This is a genomic window from Martinezella miluonensis (genome assembly GCF_900094545.1).
Lineage (GTDB): Bacteria > Pseudomonadota > Alphaproteobacteria > Rhizobiales > Rhizobiaceae > Rhizobium > Rhizobium miluonense.
In genome coordinates this window covers 122907-138154 of sequence record NZ_FMAH01000004.1, presented here as the reverse complement: position 1 = coordinate 138154, position 15248 = coordinate 122907, and the positions used below count along the sequence as shown (strand labels likewise).

At 59.5% G+C, this 15248-nt stretch carries 11 protein-coding genes and 1 tRNA gene; 7 read left to right on the top strand and 5 right to left on the bottom strand.

The genetic code is table 11. From position 1 onward, the window contains the following. Positions 1-17: 17 nt before the first annotated feature. Entirely contained in the window at positions 18-599 is a 582-nt protein-coding gene (locus GA0061102_RS06190) for a TetR/AcrR family transcriptional regulator (RefSeq protein ID WP_092844998.1), read from the bottom strand. 105 nt (positions 600-704) lie between these two features. Between GA0061102_RS06190 and GA0061102_RS06185 the strand changes: the two genes are divergently transcribed. Continuing rightward, positions 705-1481 (top strand): SDR family NAD(P)-dependent oxidoreductase, encoded by a 777-nt coding sequence (locus GA0061102_RS06185; protein ID WP_092844996.1) that lies wholly within the window; start codon positions 705-707, stop codon positions 1479-1481. Between the two features lie 109 nt (positions 1482-1590). Here the strand turns inward: GA0061102_RS06185 and GA0061102_RS06180 are convergent, their stop codons facing one another. The 4 genes from GA0061102_RS06180 to wrbA all read right to left on the bottom strand — a co-directional run bounded on the left by GA0061102_RS06180 (position 1591) and on the right by wrbA (position 4673). Further along, positions 1591-1929, bottom strand: a complete 339-nt coding sequence (locus GA0061102_RS06180) for an HlyU family transcriptional regulator (protein WP_092844995.1) — start codon at positions 1927-1929, stop codon at positions 1591-1593. 37 nt (positions 1930-1966) lie between these two features. After that, positions 1967-3217 (bottom strand): threonine ammonia-lyase, encoded by a 1251-nt coding sequence (ilvA, locus tag GA0061102_RS06175; RefSeq protein ID WP_092844994.1) that lies wholly within the window; start codon positions 3215-3217, stop codon positions 1967-1969. Between the two features lie 550 nt (positions 3218-3767). Next, positions 3768-3853: transfer RNA gene (locus GA0061102_RS06165), tRNA-Leu, on the bottom strand. A gap of 220 nt (positions 3854-4073) precedes the next feature. Continuing rightward, entirely contained in the window at positions 4074-4673 is a 600-nt protein-coding gene (gene wrbA / locus GA0061102_RS06160; RefSeq protein ID WP_004118508.1) for an NAD(P)H:quinone oxidoreductase type IV, read from the bottom strand. A 241-nt stretch (positions 4674-4914) separates the two neighbouring features. Here wrbA and GA0061102_RS06155 point away from each other — a divergent pair, with 241 nt between their 5' ends. From GA0061102_RS06155 to GA0061102_RS06125, 6 genes are all read left to right on the top strand, one after another. After that, positions 4915-5688 (top strand): competence/damage-inducible protein A, encoded by a 774-nt coding sequence (locus GA0061102_RS06155; protein ID WP_092845279.1) that lies wholly within the window; start codon positions 4915-4917, stop codon positions 5686-5688. Positions 5689-5803: 115 nt separating this feature from the next. Continuing rightward, positions 5804-6649, top strand: a complete 846-nt coding sequence (locus tag GA0061102_RS06150; RefSeq protein ID WP_092844991.1) for a universal stress protein — start codon at positions 5804-5806, stop codon at positions 6647-6649. Between the two features lie 314 nt (positions 6650-6963). Beyond that, positions 6964-7461, top strand: coding sequence for a xanthine phosphoribosyltransferase (gene gpt / locus GA0061102_RS06145; protein ID WP_004118505.1), 498 nt, complete (start codon positions 6964-6966; stop codon positions 7459-7461). Positions 7462-8231: 770 nt separating this feature from the next. Further along, positions 8232-12032: a vitamin B12-dependent ribonucleotide reductase gene (locus GA0061102_RS06135; protein ID WP_092844987.1), complete on the top strand. Its 3801-nt coding sequence runs from the start codon at positions 8232-8234 to the stop codon at positions 12030-12032. A 482-nt stretch (positions 12033-12514) separates the two neighbouring features. After that, complete coding sequence (locus tag GA0061102_RS06130; protein WP_092844985.1) at positions 12515-13513, top strand: acyltransferase family protein; 999 nt, start codon at positions 12515-12517, stop codon at positions 13511-13513. A 102-nt stretch (positions 13514-13615) separates the two neighbouring features. Continuing rightward, positions 13616-15238 (top strand): ABC-F family ATP-binding cassette domain-containing protein, encoded by a 1623-nt coding sequence (locus tag GA0061102_RS06125; protein ID WP_092844983.1) that lies wholly within the window; start codon positions 13616-13618, stop codon positions 15236-15238. The last annotated feature ends 10 nt before the right edge of the window (positions 15239-15248 follow it).

Sequence of the window (15248 nt, the reverse complement as noted above, 5' to 3'; positions counted from 1 at the left end):
TCCAACCGGCCGCTTTGCTATTTTGCCTGTGGCAGCTCCTTCACGAACTGCTTCACGGTCTCCAGAATTTCACTGGAAAGCGCTTCGTCGTTCGCCACGCGCGCAAGGCCGAGCGCGCCGGTCATGAGGCAGGAGGCGATGATTGCCTTCCGTCTGACTTCGGCGGTTTCGGGCTGTCGCATGCGCGCCGTCATGGTCTCGAAATTTCTTTGCAAGCCCTCCGTCGCCACGGTGCGGACCGCATCGCTGCTGCGCGCCATATCTGCCGTGAGCGCCGCATAGGCACAGCCCTCGCCGCAATGATCGCGGTGACGTTCGCTGAGATAGCTATCGACATAGTCGTTTAGCGAGATGCTCGCGGGGTCAATCCCCTGTTCCTCCTGTTGCCGTCGCCATGATCCGATCGCCGATTCCATGGCTTCCGCCACGAGTTCGTCGCGGGAGGCGAAATGCTTGTAAAAGCCCCCGACGGTCAAACCGGCTTCCTTCATGAGATCGGCGACGCCGATTCCCTCCAATCCCTCCTCGCGCAGACGTTTGGCGGCAAGCGTCACGATGCGTTCGTGCGTCTTTTGCTTTTCCAATTGCGAGCGGCCCATCGAAAATCCTTTCCTGCCTGGCTTGACAAAATGGATTACGATCATAATCCTTATAGATAACGATCATAATCCAGATCGTGACAAAAGCCAACAGGAGCTACGAACATGCGTCTCAAGAACAAGGTTGCCCTCATCACTGGCGGAAACAGCGGTATCGGCTTCGCCACCGCCCGCCTCTTCCTAGCTGAAGGCGCCAAGGTCGCCATCACCGGCCGCAATGCCAAGACGCTTGCTGCGGCAGCCGAGGAGCTCGGCGGCGACGTGCTGGCGTTACAGGCCGACACCACCGATATCCCGGCCATGGAGAAGGCGTTTGCCGAGGCTGCAGAGAAGCTCGGAAAATTCGATGTCGTCTTCGCCAATGCCGGAATTGCCGGCGAAACCGCGCTCGGCAAAACCACGCTTGAGCAATTCGAGACCATCGTACGGGTCAACTTCACCGGAGTCTTCTTCACCGTGCAGGCGGCGCTGCCGCATCTGAACGACGGCGGTTCGGTGATCCTGAACGGCTCCGTGCATGCCGTCCTCGGCATTCCCGGCTATTCCGCCTATGCGGGCACGAAGAGCGCCGTTCGCGCCATGACCCGCAATCTCGCCTCTGAACTCGCCCCCCGCGGCATCCGCGTCAACCAGGTGACGCCGGGCGCCACCAAGACGCCGATCTGGGGTACGCGCGCTGCCACGCCGGAGGCGATGGATGCGCTGGAGGCGCGCTTCGGCAGTCTTAGCCCGCTCGGCCGCATGAGCGAAGCCGACGAAATCGCCAAGGCCGCGCTCTATCTGGCTTCCGGCGATTCCGCCAACGTTACGGCCATCGAAATCACGGTCGACGGCGGCGCCGTCAATGCGCCCTCCGGCGCAAAGCTGTTCCGCGCGGCCTAAGCCTGCGAAGATCCAACAGCCATCGATTTCAGTAAGTGTTATGGGCCGCCAAAAGCGGATGCGAGAGGCGGCCCTGCATCAGACGCATATTAAATGAATCCGCTTGCTATCAAACTTGGCGGCTTTTTTCGCCATCGCCAAACAGCGATGCGCCGTTCTGGTCGATGATCTGCTGCGCCTTGCGGAACGCCGATTCCACGGCATCGTCCGACGAGGTGAAAACATCGGCGCGAATGAACGTCCGCACCAGCATCTCGCCGTTCACATCCTTCTCGATCCGGCCCATGAGGCGGAACTGATTGCCCTCGCGCTGCGGCGTCGCATAGATCGTGCAGCCGGCATGCACCTGCGGCTCGGCGCTGACGGCCGGAGCGGTAGACTTTTCAGTGCCCGGCTGCGTTGCGCCGCCGGTGAAGATCGAGATGATATTTGAAAAGAACGAAGCCATGGATCGCCTTTAGCATGAAGGTTGCGGGGTCGCAAAGTCAAATGATCAGGTTTGCCAGGATCTCGTTTTCGGTGATGTCCTCATAGCCCATGCCGGAACTTTCGAAGTTGGCGATAAGCTGCTTGAAATTATCCGGGTTCTTCGTCTCGATGCCGATCAGGATGGAACCGAAATTGCGGGCGCTCTTCTTCAGATATTCGAAGCGGGCGATATCATCTTCCGGGCCGAGCATGTTGAGGAAATCCCGAAGCGCGCCGGGGCGCTGCGCGAGACGCAGGATGAAGTATTTCTTCAGCCCGGCATAGCGCATGGCGCGCTCCTTGACGTCGGGCAGGCGCTCGAAGTCGAAATTGCCGCCGGAGACGACGGCGACGATGGTCTTGCCGCGGATGCTGTCGCGATCGAGCTTTTCCAACGCCGTGATCGCCAGCGCACCGGCAGGCTCCAACACAACGCCTTCGACGTTCAGCATATCGGTGATGGTGACGCAGATGGCGTTTTCCTCGATCAGCTTGACCTGATCGGCTGCAAAGCCCTTCAAGGCGGCGAAGTTCAGCTCGCCGATACGGCCGACGGCAGCGCCATCGACGAAATTGTCGACTTTAGCCAGCGTGATCACATGTCCCGCCTCGATGCTGCGGCGCAGGCTCGGCGCTCCCGCAGGTTCTGCAAAAACGAAGGCGTCGCGGGAAAGCTTGTCGGCGAAATAGCCGGTGATGCCGGCTGCAAGACCGCCACCGCCGACAGGAAGAAGGACATGGTCGGGGACAACGCCCGCGGGGAGCTGCTCCGCGATCTCGGCTGCAACGGTCGCCTGCCCCTCGATGATATCGACATGATCGAAGGGTGGCACCATGACGCCGTCGATGCGCTCAACATGTTCGCGCGCGGCGTGATAGCATTGGTCGAAGAAATCGCCGAAGAGCTTGATGGTGATGAATTCGCCGCCGAAGATGCGGGTCTTGTCGATCTTCTGCTGCGGCGTCGTCGCGGGCATGTAGACCACGCCGGGCACGCCGAAATGGCGGCAGACGAAGGCAAAACCCTGGGCATGATTGCCGGCGGATGCGCAGACGAAAGTCTTTTCCGTGCCGCCTTCGGCAATCACCTTGCGGAAGAAATTAAAGGCGCCGCGAATCTTGTAGGAACGCACCGGCGTCAGATCCTCGCGCTTCAGCCAGATATCCGCGCCATAGCGGGCGGAAAGATGCTCGTTCAGCTGCAGCGGCGTTGCGGAAAAAAGGCCACGCATGGCCTCGGTTGCGTCGAGAACAGTCTGTTTGTCCAAGGCTTATCCGTCCTTCTTCAATCCATCCCTGCTATGACACAGGAAACATGAGCAAAGAAAGCCTGTTTGTCGCGCTTTCAGACCTGCCGTCGCGATATCATTGCCGCAAACGGGCAGTTAACCATTTATGCCTCTGACAGAGGAACTCCCAAAATCTGCGAGTTGACAGCAAAGCTCCCCCTGCATCCAATATGACACAGCCATCATGACGATGGTTAGAGGCCCGCCCAACACCGATCCGTCGGCGCCGGCGGGCTTCGCCTTACTCACTTCGCATGCGTGCGATGCTTCCAATCGCCTGATTGCTCCATTTCCGGTGAGTCCGCTGTCTCGAAGACAGCCTTTGACCGTTGCGCAGCCAGCGAGATGACCTCGTTTTGCTGACATGTGTCTTGCAAGGCCCTGATCAATTCCGGGCGCAAACCGTCTCCACGCTTTGCCGCGATCTCATGCAGATGAAGGAAGATGGACATGGCATACTCCGATCCGGTTGATTGGATCAGATTAGCCATCGGCCAAAGCGGCAGCCACCCGTTTCCTGATAAGCCGATGGTGCGGACGACGGGGGTCGAACCCGTACAGCCAAAGGCCGAGGGATTTTAAGTCCCTTGCGTCTACCAGTTTCGCCACGTCCGCGCTGGGCGATTTCAATATCTTGCGTTGTGTGATTTGGAAAGCGTCGCGCAATCGTTTTTTGAATTGGACTGCAGCTTTCTGAGATACGCGCCTCTGGCGCCTTCAACCCGGCTGGTGAGCGCGGTCAAGTCGATGCAAGTGCCGCAGATCGCCGGCTGCTATCGCTCAAACAAAAGGCGCGGCTTTCGCCGCGCCCCGTCCGGATTTCCGTTAGATCAGATCAAGCAGTGAGCTTGGCAGCGATCTTGGCGACGTGGGCGCCCTGATACTTTGCTGCTTCCAGCTCGATTTCGGACGGCTGGCGCGAGCCGTCGCCGTTGGTGATGGTGGAAGCGCCGTAGGGCGAGCCGCCCTTGACTTCTTCCGTGCCCATCTGGCCCTGGAAAGCATAGGGAAGGCCGACAACGGCCATACCCTGATGCAAAAAGGTTGGGATGAAGCCAAGAATGGTCGATTCCTGGCCGCCGTGCTGGGTCGCGGACGATGTGAAGACCGAGCCGACCTTGCCGACGAGCTTGCCAGCGAACCAGAGGCCACCCGTCTGATCCCAGAAATTGCGCATCTGCGAGGCGACGGTGCCGAAACGGGTGCCGGAGCCGACGATGATCGCATCGTACTCGGCCAGTTCGTCCGGCGTTGCAATCGGAGCTTCCTGATCGAGCTTGAAGTAAGAGGCTTTCGCAACTTCTTCCGGCACGAGTTCCGGCACGCGCTTGACGGTGACTTCGGCACCTGCGGACTTTGCGCCTTCTGCGACGGCATAGGCCATCTTCTCGATGTGACCGTAAGCGGAATAGTAGAGAACCAGAACCTTAGCCATAAGAACGTCTCCTGTTTGCTGGACGCGTTAAGTGTTGCACTAGGTTTTATCAGCGATACGACAGCCGAGCAGCCCCCATGCTCAGAACGCACTGTTCATTCTGCGTAGACGAGAATTCATTTGCAACATCTTGCGATCACTGATGGCGATGTGAAAACGAGCGTTTGCATTCGCAGTAAACAGCGCTACCTATTTCGAACTTTTTGCGAACGCGCCAATGCGCATTTTCCTGGATGTCTTCATGTCAAACGAAACCATTGTCACAGCCGCCATGCTGGCCATCGGCGACGAATTGCTCTCCGGCCGGACCAAGGACAAGAATATCGGCCATCTCGCCGACGTACTGCTACTGGCTGGCATCGACCTGAAGGAAGTTCGCATCGTTGCCGACGACGAGGATGCCATCGTGTCAGCTCTGAACGCCTTGCGCAGCCAATATGACTATGTCTTCACCTCAGGCGGCATCGGCCCGACGCATGACGATATTACCGCTGATGCCATTGCCAAGGCTTTCGGCGTGCCCTGCGAGCACGATGCCGAGGCGATGCGGCTGATGGGCGAAATGTATGCCCGGCGTGAGATGGAGTTCACCGAGGCTCGCCAGCGCATGGCTCGCATGCCTTTGGGATCGAAGCATATCGCCAATCCGGTCTCGACGGCCCCCGGCTTCAACATCGGCAACGTCTATGTCATGGCCGGCGTGCCGCAGGTTTTCCAGGCGATGCTCGACAATGTTATCCCGACGCTTAAGACCGGCGCGCGGGTGTTGTCGACCGCCATTTCCTGCCCCTATGGCGAGGGCGAGATCGGCACGCCGCTCGGCCTCATCCAGAAGGCGCATCCCGATACCAGCATCGGCTCCTACCCGCGCTACGTCGGTCAATTCTTCTCGACCGAGATCGTCGTGAGGGGCCGCTCGGCCGAGCTGGTTGAAAATGTCGCGGCGGAAGTGCGCGCAATGATCGAAACCATCCGGCAATCGAAAGCCAAGGAAAATCAGTCGGCTGAAGCGTGACATTCAACGACGGCGTGCATGTTGCGGGGAACCAGGAACGTATTCTGGGCATTATCTTGTAGCGGAATGCTGATATCATGATCCGATCCAACCCTTCCGCGTGGGAGATCTCTTCATGTCCTACAAAACGATAGTGACCGTTCTCGATAATCCCAACAATACGCGGGTCGCTGCCGAGTTTGCGGCGGCGCTCGCCAAGGAGCATGGCGCCCATGTCGTCGGCCTCCATGCGGAAATCGTCTCGACCGTGCCGCTCGTGGCACCGATGGAGATCCCCGATCCCGTCGCAGTTCAGGCATTGCAGGATGTTGCGCACAATCAGGCGGTCGAAATCGAGCGCCTGTTCCGCAGGAAAATGGAGAGCGCGGGTCTCGACTATGATTGGTATAGTTTTGCCAGCACGATCGGTTACGGCACAGAGCCCTTGGTCGAGACCGCCCGCAGCGCAGATCTGCTGGTTGCCGTGCAGCCCGACCCGTCGAAATATGCCGACTCCCAGGTCGATGTCGAAACCTTCCTGTTCGACAGCGGTCGGCCTGTGTTGCTGATCCCCTATATACTGAAGGAGCCGAAGCCTATCCGCCGTGTCCTGATCGCCTGGAACGGCTCCAAGGAAGCGGCGCGCGCCACCTTCGATGCCATGCCCTTCCTCAAGTCAGCCGATTCCGTCGAGATCCTTTCGGTCAGCACGCATGAAAAGGACCCGCATCCGTCCAAGGAAACCGGTGCCCAGATTGCAGCTGCGCTGACGCGCCATGGTGTTCGCGCCAGGTTCGAGATGGCAGCTTGCAGCGGCAAGTCGACGCCATCACAAGTCATCGAAAACCGCCTTGCCGATGACAGTATCGACCTGCTGGTCATGGGCGCCTACACGCACTCCTGGCTATGGCAGATGATCTTCGGCGGCACGACACGCACATTGCTGCAGTCTATGACCGCAATGACGCTGCTGGCGCGCTGATCGACTTAAAGATCGAAACGGGCGGCTGCCGGTCCGGATGTGCACCGGTTCGCTGCACTGCAGCTATTGCCTTTTGCCAGTAAATCCAGCAGAAAGCAGCGACCGATGACAGAACTCCCGCCAGGGAACCGATCACGCGGTCGAAGGAGCATGATCCCGAAAGGCCTGTAGCTTTTCCCGGATGAGATCCTGTTCAAGTAGACAGTCGGCGATCGCGTTCCGGACTTGGATCAAGGTCCGTGCCCTTCGCGGGGTCTGCTCAGGGTCGCCGGTGTTGCCGGTGCGTCATTATTCCATGCCCCGGAGCTTCTGCCATGTCCCTGCCCGATAAAGCCTTTCCCGTATCCTGGGATCAGTTCCATCGAGACGCCCGCGCGCTTGCCTGGCGGCTTGCTGGCCTTAACCGCGAATTCAAGGCGATCGTCTGCATAACGCGCGGCGGCCTTGTGCCCGCAGCCATCATCTCGCGCGAACTCAATATCCGCCTGATCGATACCGTCTGTATCGCCTCCTACCACGACTATTCCAGCCAGGGCGAAATGAACCTGCTCAAGGGCATCGCCCCGGAACTGTCTGCCAATGGCGGCGAAGGCGTGCTCGTTGTCGACGATCTCACCGATACCGGCAAAACGGCTCTCGAAGTCCGCGCCATGCTGCCGAAGGCGCATTTCGCCTGCGTCTACGCCAAGCCGACGGGTGTGCCAACCATCGACACCTTCATCACGGAAGTCAGCCAGGACACTTGGATCTACTTCCCGTGGGACATGGGCTTCACCTATCAAGAGCCGATCGCCAAGGGTCATCGCGGCTGATCTCGGAGGCTCATGCCGCGAATCAGTTGTGATTCCGTGCGCATTGCCGGAGCATGGCTCTATGACGTTAATAGACGTGGGCGCTGCGGCGCCCACTACATTTAGTGGGCGCCGCATCCGCTGGAATGCACGGGATTCAAGGGTTTCCGCGCGAATCATCATGCGTGACGGCATGATTTTGCCAAGCTGCCAATGGTATTGAGGCCACGGTCACAATTTTGTCGTTTTTGACACCGGCGGTGAAGGCGCATGCTTCATTCGCGATCGCACGGAGGGCGAGCACCCTCCCCCAAGCTCTTGAATCTCTTACCCTACTGGCGTTTCCCCAGTTTCCACAGGCAAGCCCACAAGATATTGTGGTTAGCAATCCATTACAAACCACCCCTTGACGGAATCGGGTCTTTCAAAGTTAATGGACGACGTTGCGGCGGCGACTGAACCAGGCGGGTTTACAAGGGCTGGTTCTCAATTCGAAATCGGATTTGGATTCAAGGCGTTTCACCATTGCTGGTGACCGCCTCGGGGGTTTTTGTGCCGATATCGATGCTGCCGAAAAAACAGATGCGGGGACTGGCGGCAATAAGCTGTTAATACTATATTTAGTGTTTGCAGCCACCATCACCACAAGATACAGGAAGCCATCTCCGGGTGACACCTCCTGTCAGAAAGCGGACTGAAGACTGGCTGCGCGTTGAAATCGCGATGCTGGAATGTGAATTTCTGCGCCTTGCTTTCACCTTGGCGCGTACCAACGAATAAGGATTGGGACTATGCGCATCGAACGTCGTTTTACGAAGGCCGGGCAATCACCCTACGCGGATATCGAATTCCGCAAGGCGACCAGCGAGATCAAGAATCCCGATGGTTCGATCGTCTTCCGTCTCGAAAACATCGACGTTCCCGCGCAGTTCTCGCAGGTTGCCGCCGACATTCTGGCGCAGAAGTATTTCCGCAAGGCCGGCGTGCCCGCCAAGTTGAAGAAGGTCGAAGAAAACGACGTTCCTTCCTTCCTGTGGCGCTCCGTGCCCGACGATGCGGCCATGAAGAACCTGCCCAAGGATCAGCAGACCGGCTCTGAAACCGATGCGCGCCAGGTTTTCGATCGCCTGGCCGGCACCTGGGCTTACTGGGGCTGGAAGGGCGGCTATTTCTCGTCGGAAGAAGACGCGTCTGCCTTCTGCGACGAGCTTGCCTATATGCTGGCCACCCAGCGCGTCGCGCCGAATTCGCCGCAGTGGTTCAACACGGGCATGCACTGGGCCTATGGCATCGACGGTCCCGGCCAGGGCCACTACTATGTCGACCCCTTCACCGGCAAGCTCACCAAGTCTAAGTCGGCCTATGAGCATCCGCAGCCGCATGCCTGCTTCATCCAGTCGGTCGAGGACGACCTCGTCAACGAAGGCGGCATCATGGACCTCTGGGTTCGCGAAGCTCGCCTGTTCAAATACGGCTCGGGCACCGGCTCGAACTTCTCGATGCTGCGCGGCGAAGGCGAGAAGCTTTCCGGCGGCGGCCGCTCCTCTGGCCTGATGAGCTTCCTGAAGATCGGCGACCGCGCTGCCGGCGCCATCAAGTCGGGCGGCACGACGCGCCGCGCCGCCAAGATGGTCGTCGTCGACATCGACCATCCGGATATCGAGGAATACATCAACTGGAAGGTCAAGGAAGAGCAGAAGGTTGCAGCCCTCGTCACCGGCTCGAAGATCGTCGCCAAGCATCTGAAGGCGATCATGAAGGCGACCGTCAACTGCGAAGGCGACAATGACGATTGCTTTGACCCGGCCAAGAACCCTGCCCTGAAGCGCGAAATCCGCGCCGCCAAGAAGGACCAGGTTCCGGAGAACTACGTTCAGCGCGTCATCCAGTTCGCCCGCCAGGGCTACAAGGATCTCGAATTCAAGACCTACGACACGGACTGGGATTCGGAAGCCTATCTCACCGTATCGGGCCAGAACTCCAACAATTCCGTTTCCATCAAGGACGACTTCCTGCGTGCTGTCGAGAATGACGGTGACTGGAACCTGACCGCCCGCAAGGACGGCAAGGTCATCAAGACGCTGAAGGCCCGCGACCTGTGGGAATCCATCTCCTACGCCGCATGGGCATCGGCAGATCCGGGCCTGCACTTCAACACGACGATGAACGACTGGCATACCAGCCCGGCTGCCGGCCCGATCCGCGCATCCAACCCGTGCTCGGAATACATGTTCCTCGACGACACGGCCTGCAACCTCGCTTCGCTGAACCTGATGACCTTCAAGGATGCAGCGACGAAGCGCATCAACATTGCCGACTACGAGCACGCCGTGCGCCTCTGGACCGTGGTTCTCGAAGTCTCCGTGATGATGGCGCAGTTCCCCTCGCGCCGCATCGCCGAGCTTTCCTACGAATACCGCACGCTCGGCCTCGGCTACGCCAATATCGGCGGCCTCTTGATGTCGTCGGGCATTCCCTATGACAGTGACGAAGCTCGCGCCATCGCCGGCTCGCTGACCGCTATCATGACCGGCATCGCCTATGCGACTTCGGCCGAAATGGCATCCGAACTCGGAACCTTCCCGATGTTCAAGCCGAACCGCGAGAATATGCTGCGCGTCATTCGCAACCATCGCCGCGCCGCCTATGGCGAAACTTCGGGCTATGAGGGCCTGTCGGTCAATCCGGTGGCGCTGATCCACTCCGAAAATCCGGACCAGGACCTCGTCGCTCATGCCAAGGCTGCCTGGGACAAGGCGCTGGAACTCGGCGAAAAGCATGGCTACCGCAATGCCCAGGCCACCGTCATCGCACCGACCGGCACGATCGGCCTCGTCATGGATTGCGACACGACCGGCATCGAACCGGACTTCGCTCTGGTGAAATTCAAGAAGCTCGCTGGCGGCGGCTACTTCAAGATCATCAACCGAGCCGTTCCGGAAGCGTTGCGCACGCTCGGCTATTCCGAAAGCCAGATCGCCGAGATCGAAGCTTACGCCGTGGGCCATGGCAACCTGAACCAGGCTCCTGCCATCAACCCGTCGACGCTGAAGGCGAAGGGCTTCACTGCCGAGAAGGTCGATGCCGTCAACGCCGCTCTGAAGAGCGCCTTCGACATCAAGTTCGTCTTCAACCAGTGGACGCTCGGCGCCGACTTCCTGAAGGGAACGCTGAAGGTTTCCGACGAGCAGATGGCCGACATCAGCTTCAACCTGCTCGACCATCTTGGCTTCTCCAAGAAAGATATCGAGGCCGCCAACATCCATGTTTGCGGTGCGATGACGCTGGAAGGCGCACCGTTCCTCAAGAACGAGCATCTCGCCGTCTTCGATTGCGCCAACCCCTGCGGCAAGATCGGCAAGCGCTACCTCTCGGTCGAAAGCCACATCCGCATGATGGCGGCAGCCCAGCCCTTCATTTCGGGCGCCATCTCCAAGACGATCAACATGGCGAACGAGGCAACCGTCGAGGACTGCAAGAACGCCTACATGCTCTCCTGGAAGCTTGGCCTCAAGGCCAACGCGCTCTACCGCGACGGCTCCAAGCTCAGCCAGCCGCTGAATGCCTCGCTGATCGAAGACGACAATGATGAGGATACGCTGGAGGAATTCCTGCAGGCTCCGGCTGCGGCCCAGGCCGTCACCATCACTGAGAAGATCATCGAACGCGTCATCGAGAAGGTCGTTCGCAGCCAGGAGAAGCTCCCCGGCCGCCGCAAGGGCTACACCCAGAAGGCCAAGATCGGTGGGCACACCATCTTCCTGCGCACCGGCGAATATGACGACGGCCGCCTCGGCGAAATCTTCCTTGATATGAACAAGGAAGGCTCGGCTCTGCGCGCCTTCATCAACAACTTCGCGATCTCCGTCTCGCTCGGCCTGCAATATGGCGTGCCGCTCGAGGAATATGTCGACGCCTTCACCTTCACCAAGTTCGAGCCGGCCGGCATCGTTACTGGCAATGACGCCATCAAGAACGCAACATCGATCCTCGACTACGTGTTCCGCGAACTGGCGATCTCCTATCTCGGTCGCCATGACCTTGCCCATGTCGACACCTCGGACTTCAACAACACGGCGCTTGGTCGCGGCGTGTCCGAAGGCAAGGCCGATGTCGTCTCCAAGGGCCTGACCCGCGGCTACAAGCCGACGCTGGTTCCGACATCGGGCGAGCGCCCGGCAGCCGACGTCAAGGGTTCGGCAACGGCCGCCCCGGCACGCGCTGCATCGCTTGCAACCGTCACAGCCTTTGCCGGCAACACGGTCCGCAAGCTGGAGCCGACGAGTGCCGTCTCGACCTCCGAAGTCGTCGCCTTCAAGCGCGATTATGAAGAGCGCGCCAAGGAACTGGCCGAAGAGATCGCCGAAGAACTGGCGGACGAAACCACCACCGGCCTCTTCACCGACAAAGCCGCAAGCGACGCCGCGACGGCCAAAACGGAAGCCAAGAAGCTGGAATCCGAACGCCGCGCCCGCTCGATCATGCAGGGCTACACCGGCAACATGTGCACCGAGTGCCAGAACTTCACGATGGTGCGCAACGGCACCTGCGAGAAGTGCGACACTTGCGGCGCAACGAGCGGCTGCAGCTGATCCGGCCGAGGTATTGACCGAACGGCACTAAAAATCGGCAGACGGCCGATTCAGCTAAAACTCTCTTTCCAGGCGTTTCGGCGCCTGGAAAATGCTTTGCAGAACAAACAGTGAAACAAATGCACCGGCGGCTTCGGAATGGACACCGCTAAGAGCAAGACCTGCCGCTTTGGGTGGAAAATTTCGCCTTCCCCGAAATACGCAGATGACATCGAAGCCCCTTTACGGGCGATCGGCAGATCAGTAGGCATCCGGCGCATGAAGGAGAGCCTCGATTGATCGGCGCCACCGCTTCTCAGCCGAAATGCCCGATTTCGGCCACGAAATGATCCCTTTTCACTGGAATTGTTGCCGCGGTGACATTCGGTCCGCCGTGCCCTCCAAGCCGTTCTGCATGGGTGCTCGGCCTTTCGACGCATTCTATCGCTAAGCCCTGCCGGCCAGCTGTCGGCGATGACAATCCAGTCGCGCGAGGCACCGTCATGAAGATCGGCAACGATATCACGAGCATTCAATATCTGCGGGCCATCGCCGCAATTTCCGTTCTTTGCTTCCATGTCAGCGAGGCATACGGACTGGAATTCAAGGCCGGCGCAGCGGGTGTCGACATATTCTTCGTCATCAGTGGCTTTATCATGTGGATTACGACCGAGGGGAAACCGATCGGTCCGCAGGAATTCATGCTGCGTCGGCTCAGCAGAATAGTGCCGCTTTACTGGATTGCGACGGCAGCAACATTCGCCGTCGCCATGTCGAAGCCGCAGTTCTTCTTCAACACGAATTCGAGCATAGGAAATCTGATCGGCTCGCTGTTTTTCTTGCCGGTCACGAAGGATGAGGCGCTGCATCCGCTTGTCGAACAGGGCTGGACCCTGTCCTACGAGATGTTCTTCTATCTCATCTTTTCCATTTCATTGTTTTTGCCGGAGTTCAGGCGGCTATGGTTCCTGGTGGTGGCTCTGGTGGCTGCGGTCATGGCGCATTATCTGCTGCCCCTCGGCTATATCAGTGTTTTCACGCAGCCGGTCATTCTGGAATTTGCGGCAGGAATCATCGTCGGGCGTTTGTGGAAACAGGGCTTCCGGCTGCCGTTTGGCGCCGCCATCGGCCTGATGATCGTCGGATTTATACTGCTGCTGGCGAGTGATCTGCTGGCGCATGTCGACCGAGCCCTTCGCTGGGGCGTGCCCGCAGTGCTGTTGTTGTCAGGCGCTGTTTTCGCAGAACGGGAGCGGGGCGCGCCCAAACTGGCGTTCCTGCATTTCCTCGGGGACGCGTCCTATTCCATCTACGTCTGGCATGTGCTGACCGGTATTTTAGTCACGGCGCTGCTGCTCCGCTTCGGCGTGCCGCATGCCGCGCAGCCCGTATTAATCGCATTGGGTTCTCTGGCCTTTGCGATCGTCTGTTACCTGTATATAGAGCGGCCGATACTCCGGAGAATGCGACCGACACGGCGGCAGCCTGCTTATCGCGGCTGACGTCAGTTTGCCATTGACCACATCTTCCGGCCAAAAAGCTGCGACAGAGCGCCTGAGCCGTGGCATAAGGGCGCCGAAAACTTATCCGGGCCTCGCGTAAACATGATTCGTATCGAAAATATCAGCAAGCAAAACAGCCACCGCATCCTCTTCATCGAGGCATCCGCTGCGCTCAACAGGGGCGAGAGCATCGGGCTCGTCGGCCCCAATGGCGCTGGCAAGACGACGCTTTTCCGCATGATCACCGGACGGGAGCAGCCCGACGAGGGCCAGGTTTCCGTCGATAAGGGCGTCACCATCGGTTACTTCAATCAGGACGTCGGCGAGATGTCCGGGCGTAGCGCCGTTGCGGAAGTGATGGAGGGTGCCGGCCCCGTGAGCGCCGTTGCTGCGGAACTGCGCGAGCTGGAAGCCGCGATGATCGATCCGGATCAGGCCGACAGAATGGATGAAATCATTGAGCGTTACGGCGAAGTGCAGGCGCGCTACGAAGAGCTGGACGGCTACGCGCTCGAGGGCCGCGCCCGTGAGGTTCTGGCGGGCTTGAGCTTCAGCCAAGAGATGATGGACGGTGATGTCGGCGCGCTCTCCGGCGGTTGGAAGATGCGCGTGGCGCTGGCCCGCATCCTGCTGATGCGCCCTGATGTCATGCTGCTCGACGAGCCGAGCAACCATCTCGATCTCGAAAGCCTGATCTGGCTGGAAGCCTTCCTGAAGGGCTATGAAGGCGCGCTTCTGATGACCTCGCACGACCGCGAGTTCATGAACCGCATCGTCACCAAGATCATCGAAATCGACGGCGGCAACCTGACCAGCTATTCGGGCGACTATGAGTTCTACGAGCAGCAGCGCGCCCAGAACGAAAAGCAGCAGCAGGCGCAATTCGAGCGCCAGCAGGCCATGCTTGCCAAGGAAATCAAGTTCATCGAACGCTTCAAGGCGCGCGCCTCGCATGCCTCGCAGGTACAGAGCCGCGTGAAGAAGCTGGAAAAGATCGATCGCGTCGAGCCGCCGAAGCGGCGCCAGACCGTTGCGTTCGAGTTCCAGCCGGCACCGCGCTCCGGCGAAGACGTGGCCGTGCTGAAGAACGTTTACAAGAAGTACGGCAGCCGCAGCATCTACGAAGGACTGGATTTCATGGTACGCCGCCGCGAGCGCTGGTGCATCATGGGCATCAACGGTGCCGGCAAATCCACCCTGCTCAAGCTGGTGGCCGGGTCGACGGAGCCGGATGAAGGCAGTGTCGCGCTCGGCGCCAGCGTGAAGTTGGGGTACTTCGCCCAGCACGCCATGGATCTGCTGGATGGAGAGCGCACCGTATTTCAGCAGCTAGAACACGATTTTCCGCAGGCAGGCCAGGGCTCCCTGCGTGCGCTCGCCGGCTGCTTCGGCTTTTCCGGCGACGACGTGGAGAAGAAATGCCGCGTGCTGTCGGGCGGCGAGAAGGCGCGGCTGGTCATGGCGATCATGCTCTTCGATCCGCCGAACCTGCTGGTGCTGGACGAGCCGACGAACCATCTCGATCTCGACACCAAGGAAATGCTCATTCAAGCGCTGTCGCAATATGAGGGCACCATGCTGTTCGTCTCGCACGACCGGCATTTCCTGGCGGCGCTCTCCAATCGCGTTCTGGAGCTGACGCCCGAGGGTATCCATCAGTATACCGGCGGCTATACGGAGTACGTTGAGCGGACAGGCTACGAGGCGCCCGGCCTCAGAAGCTGATAGCTTCGCA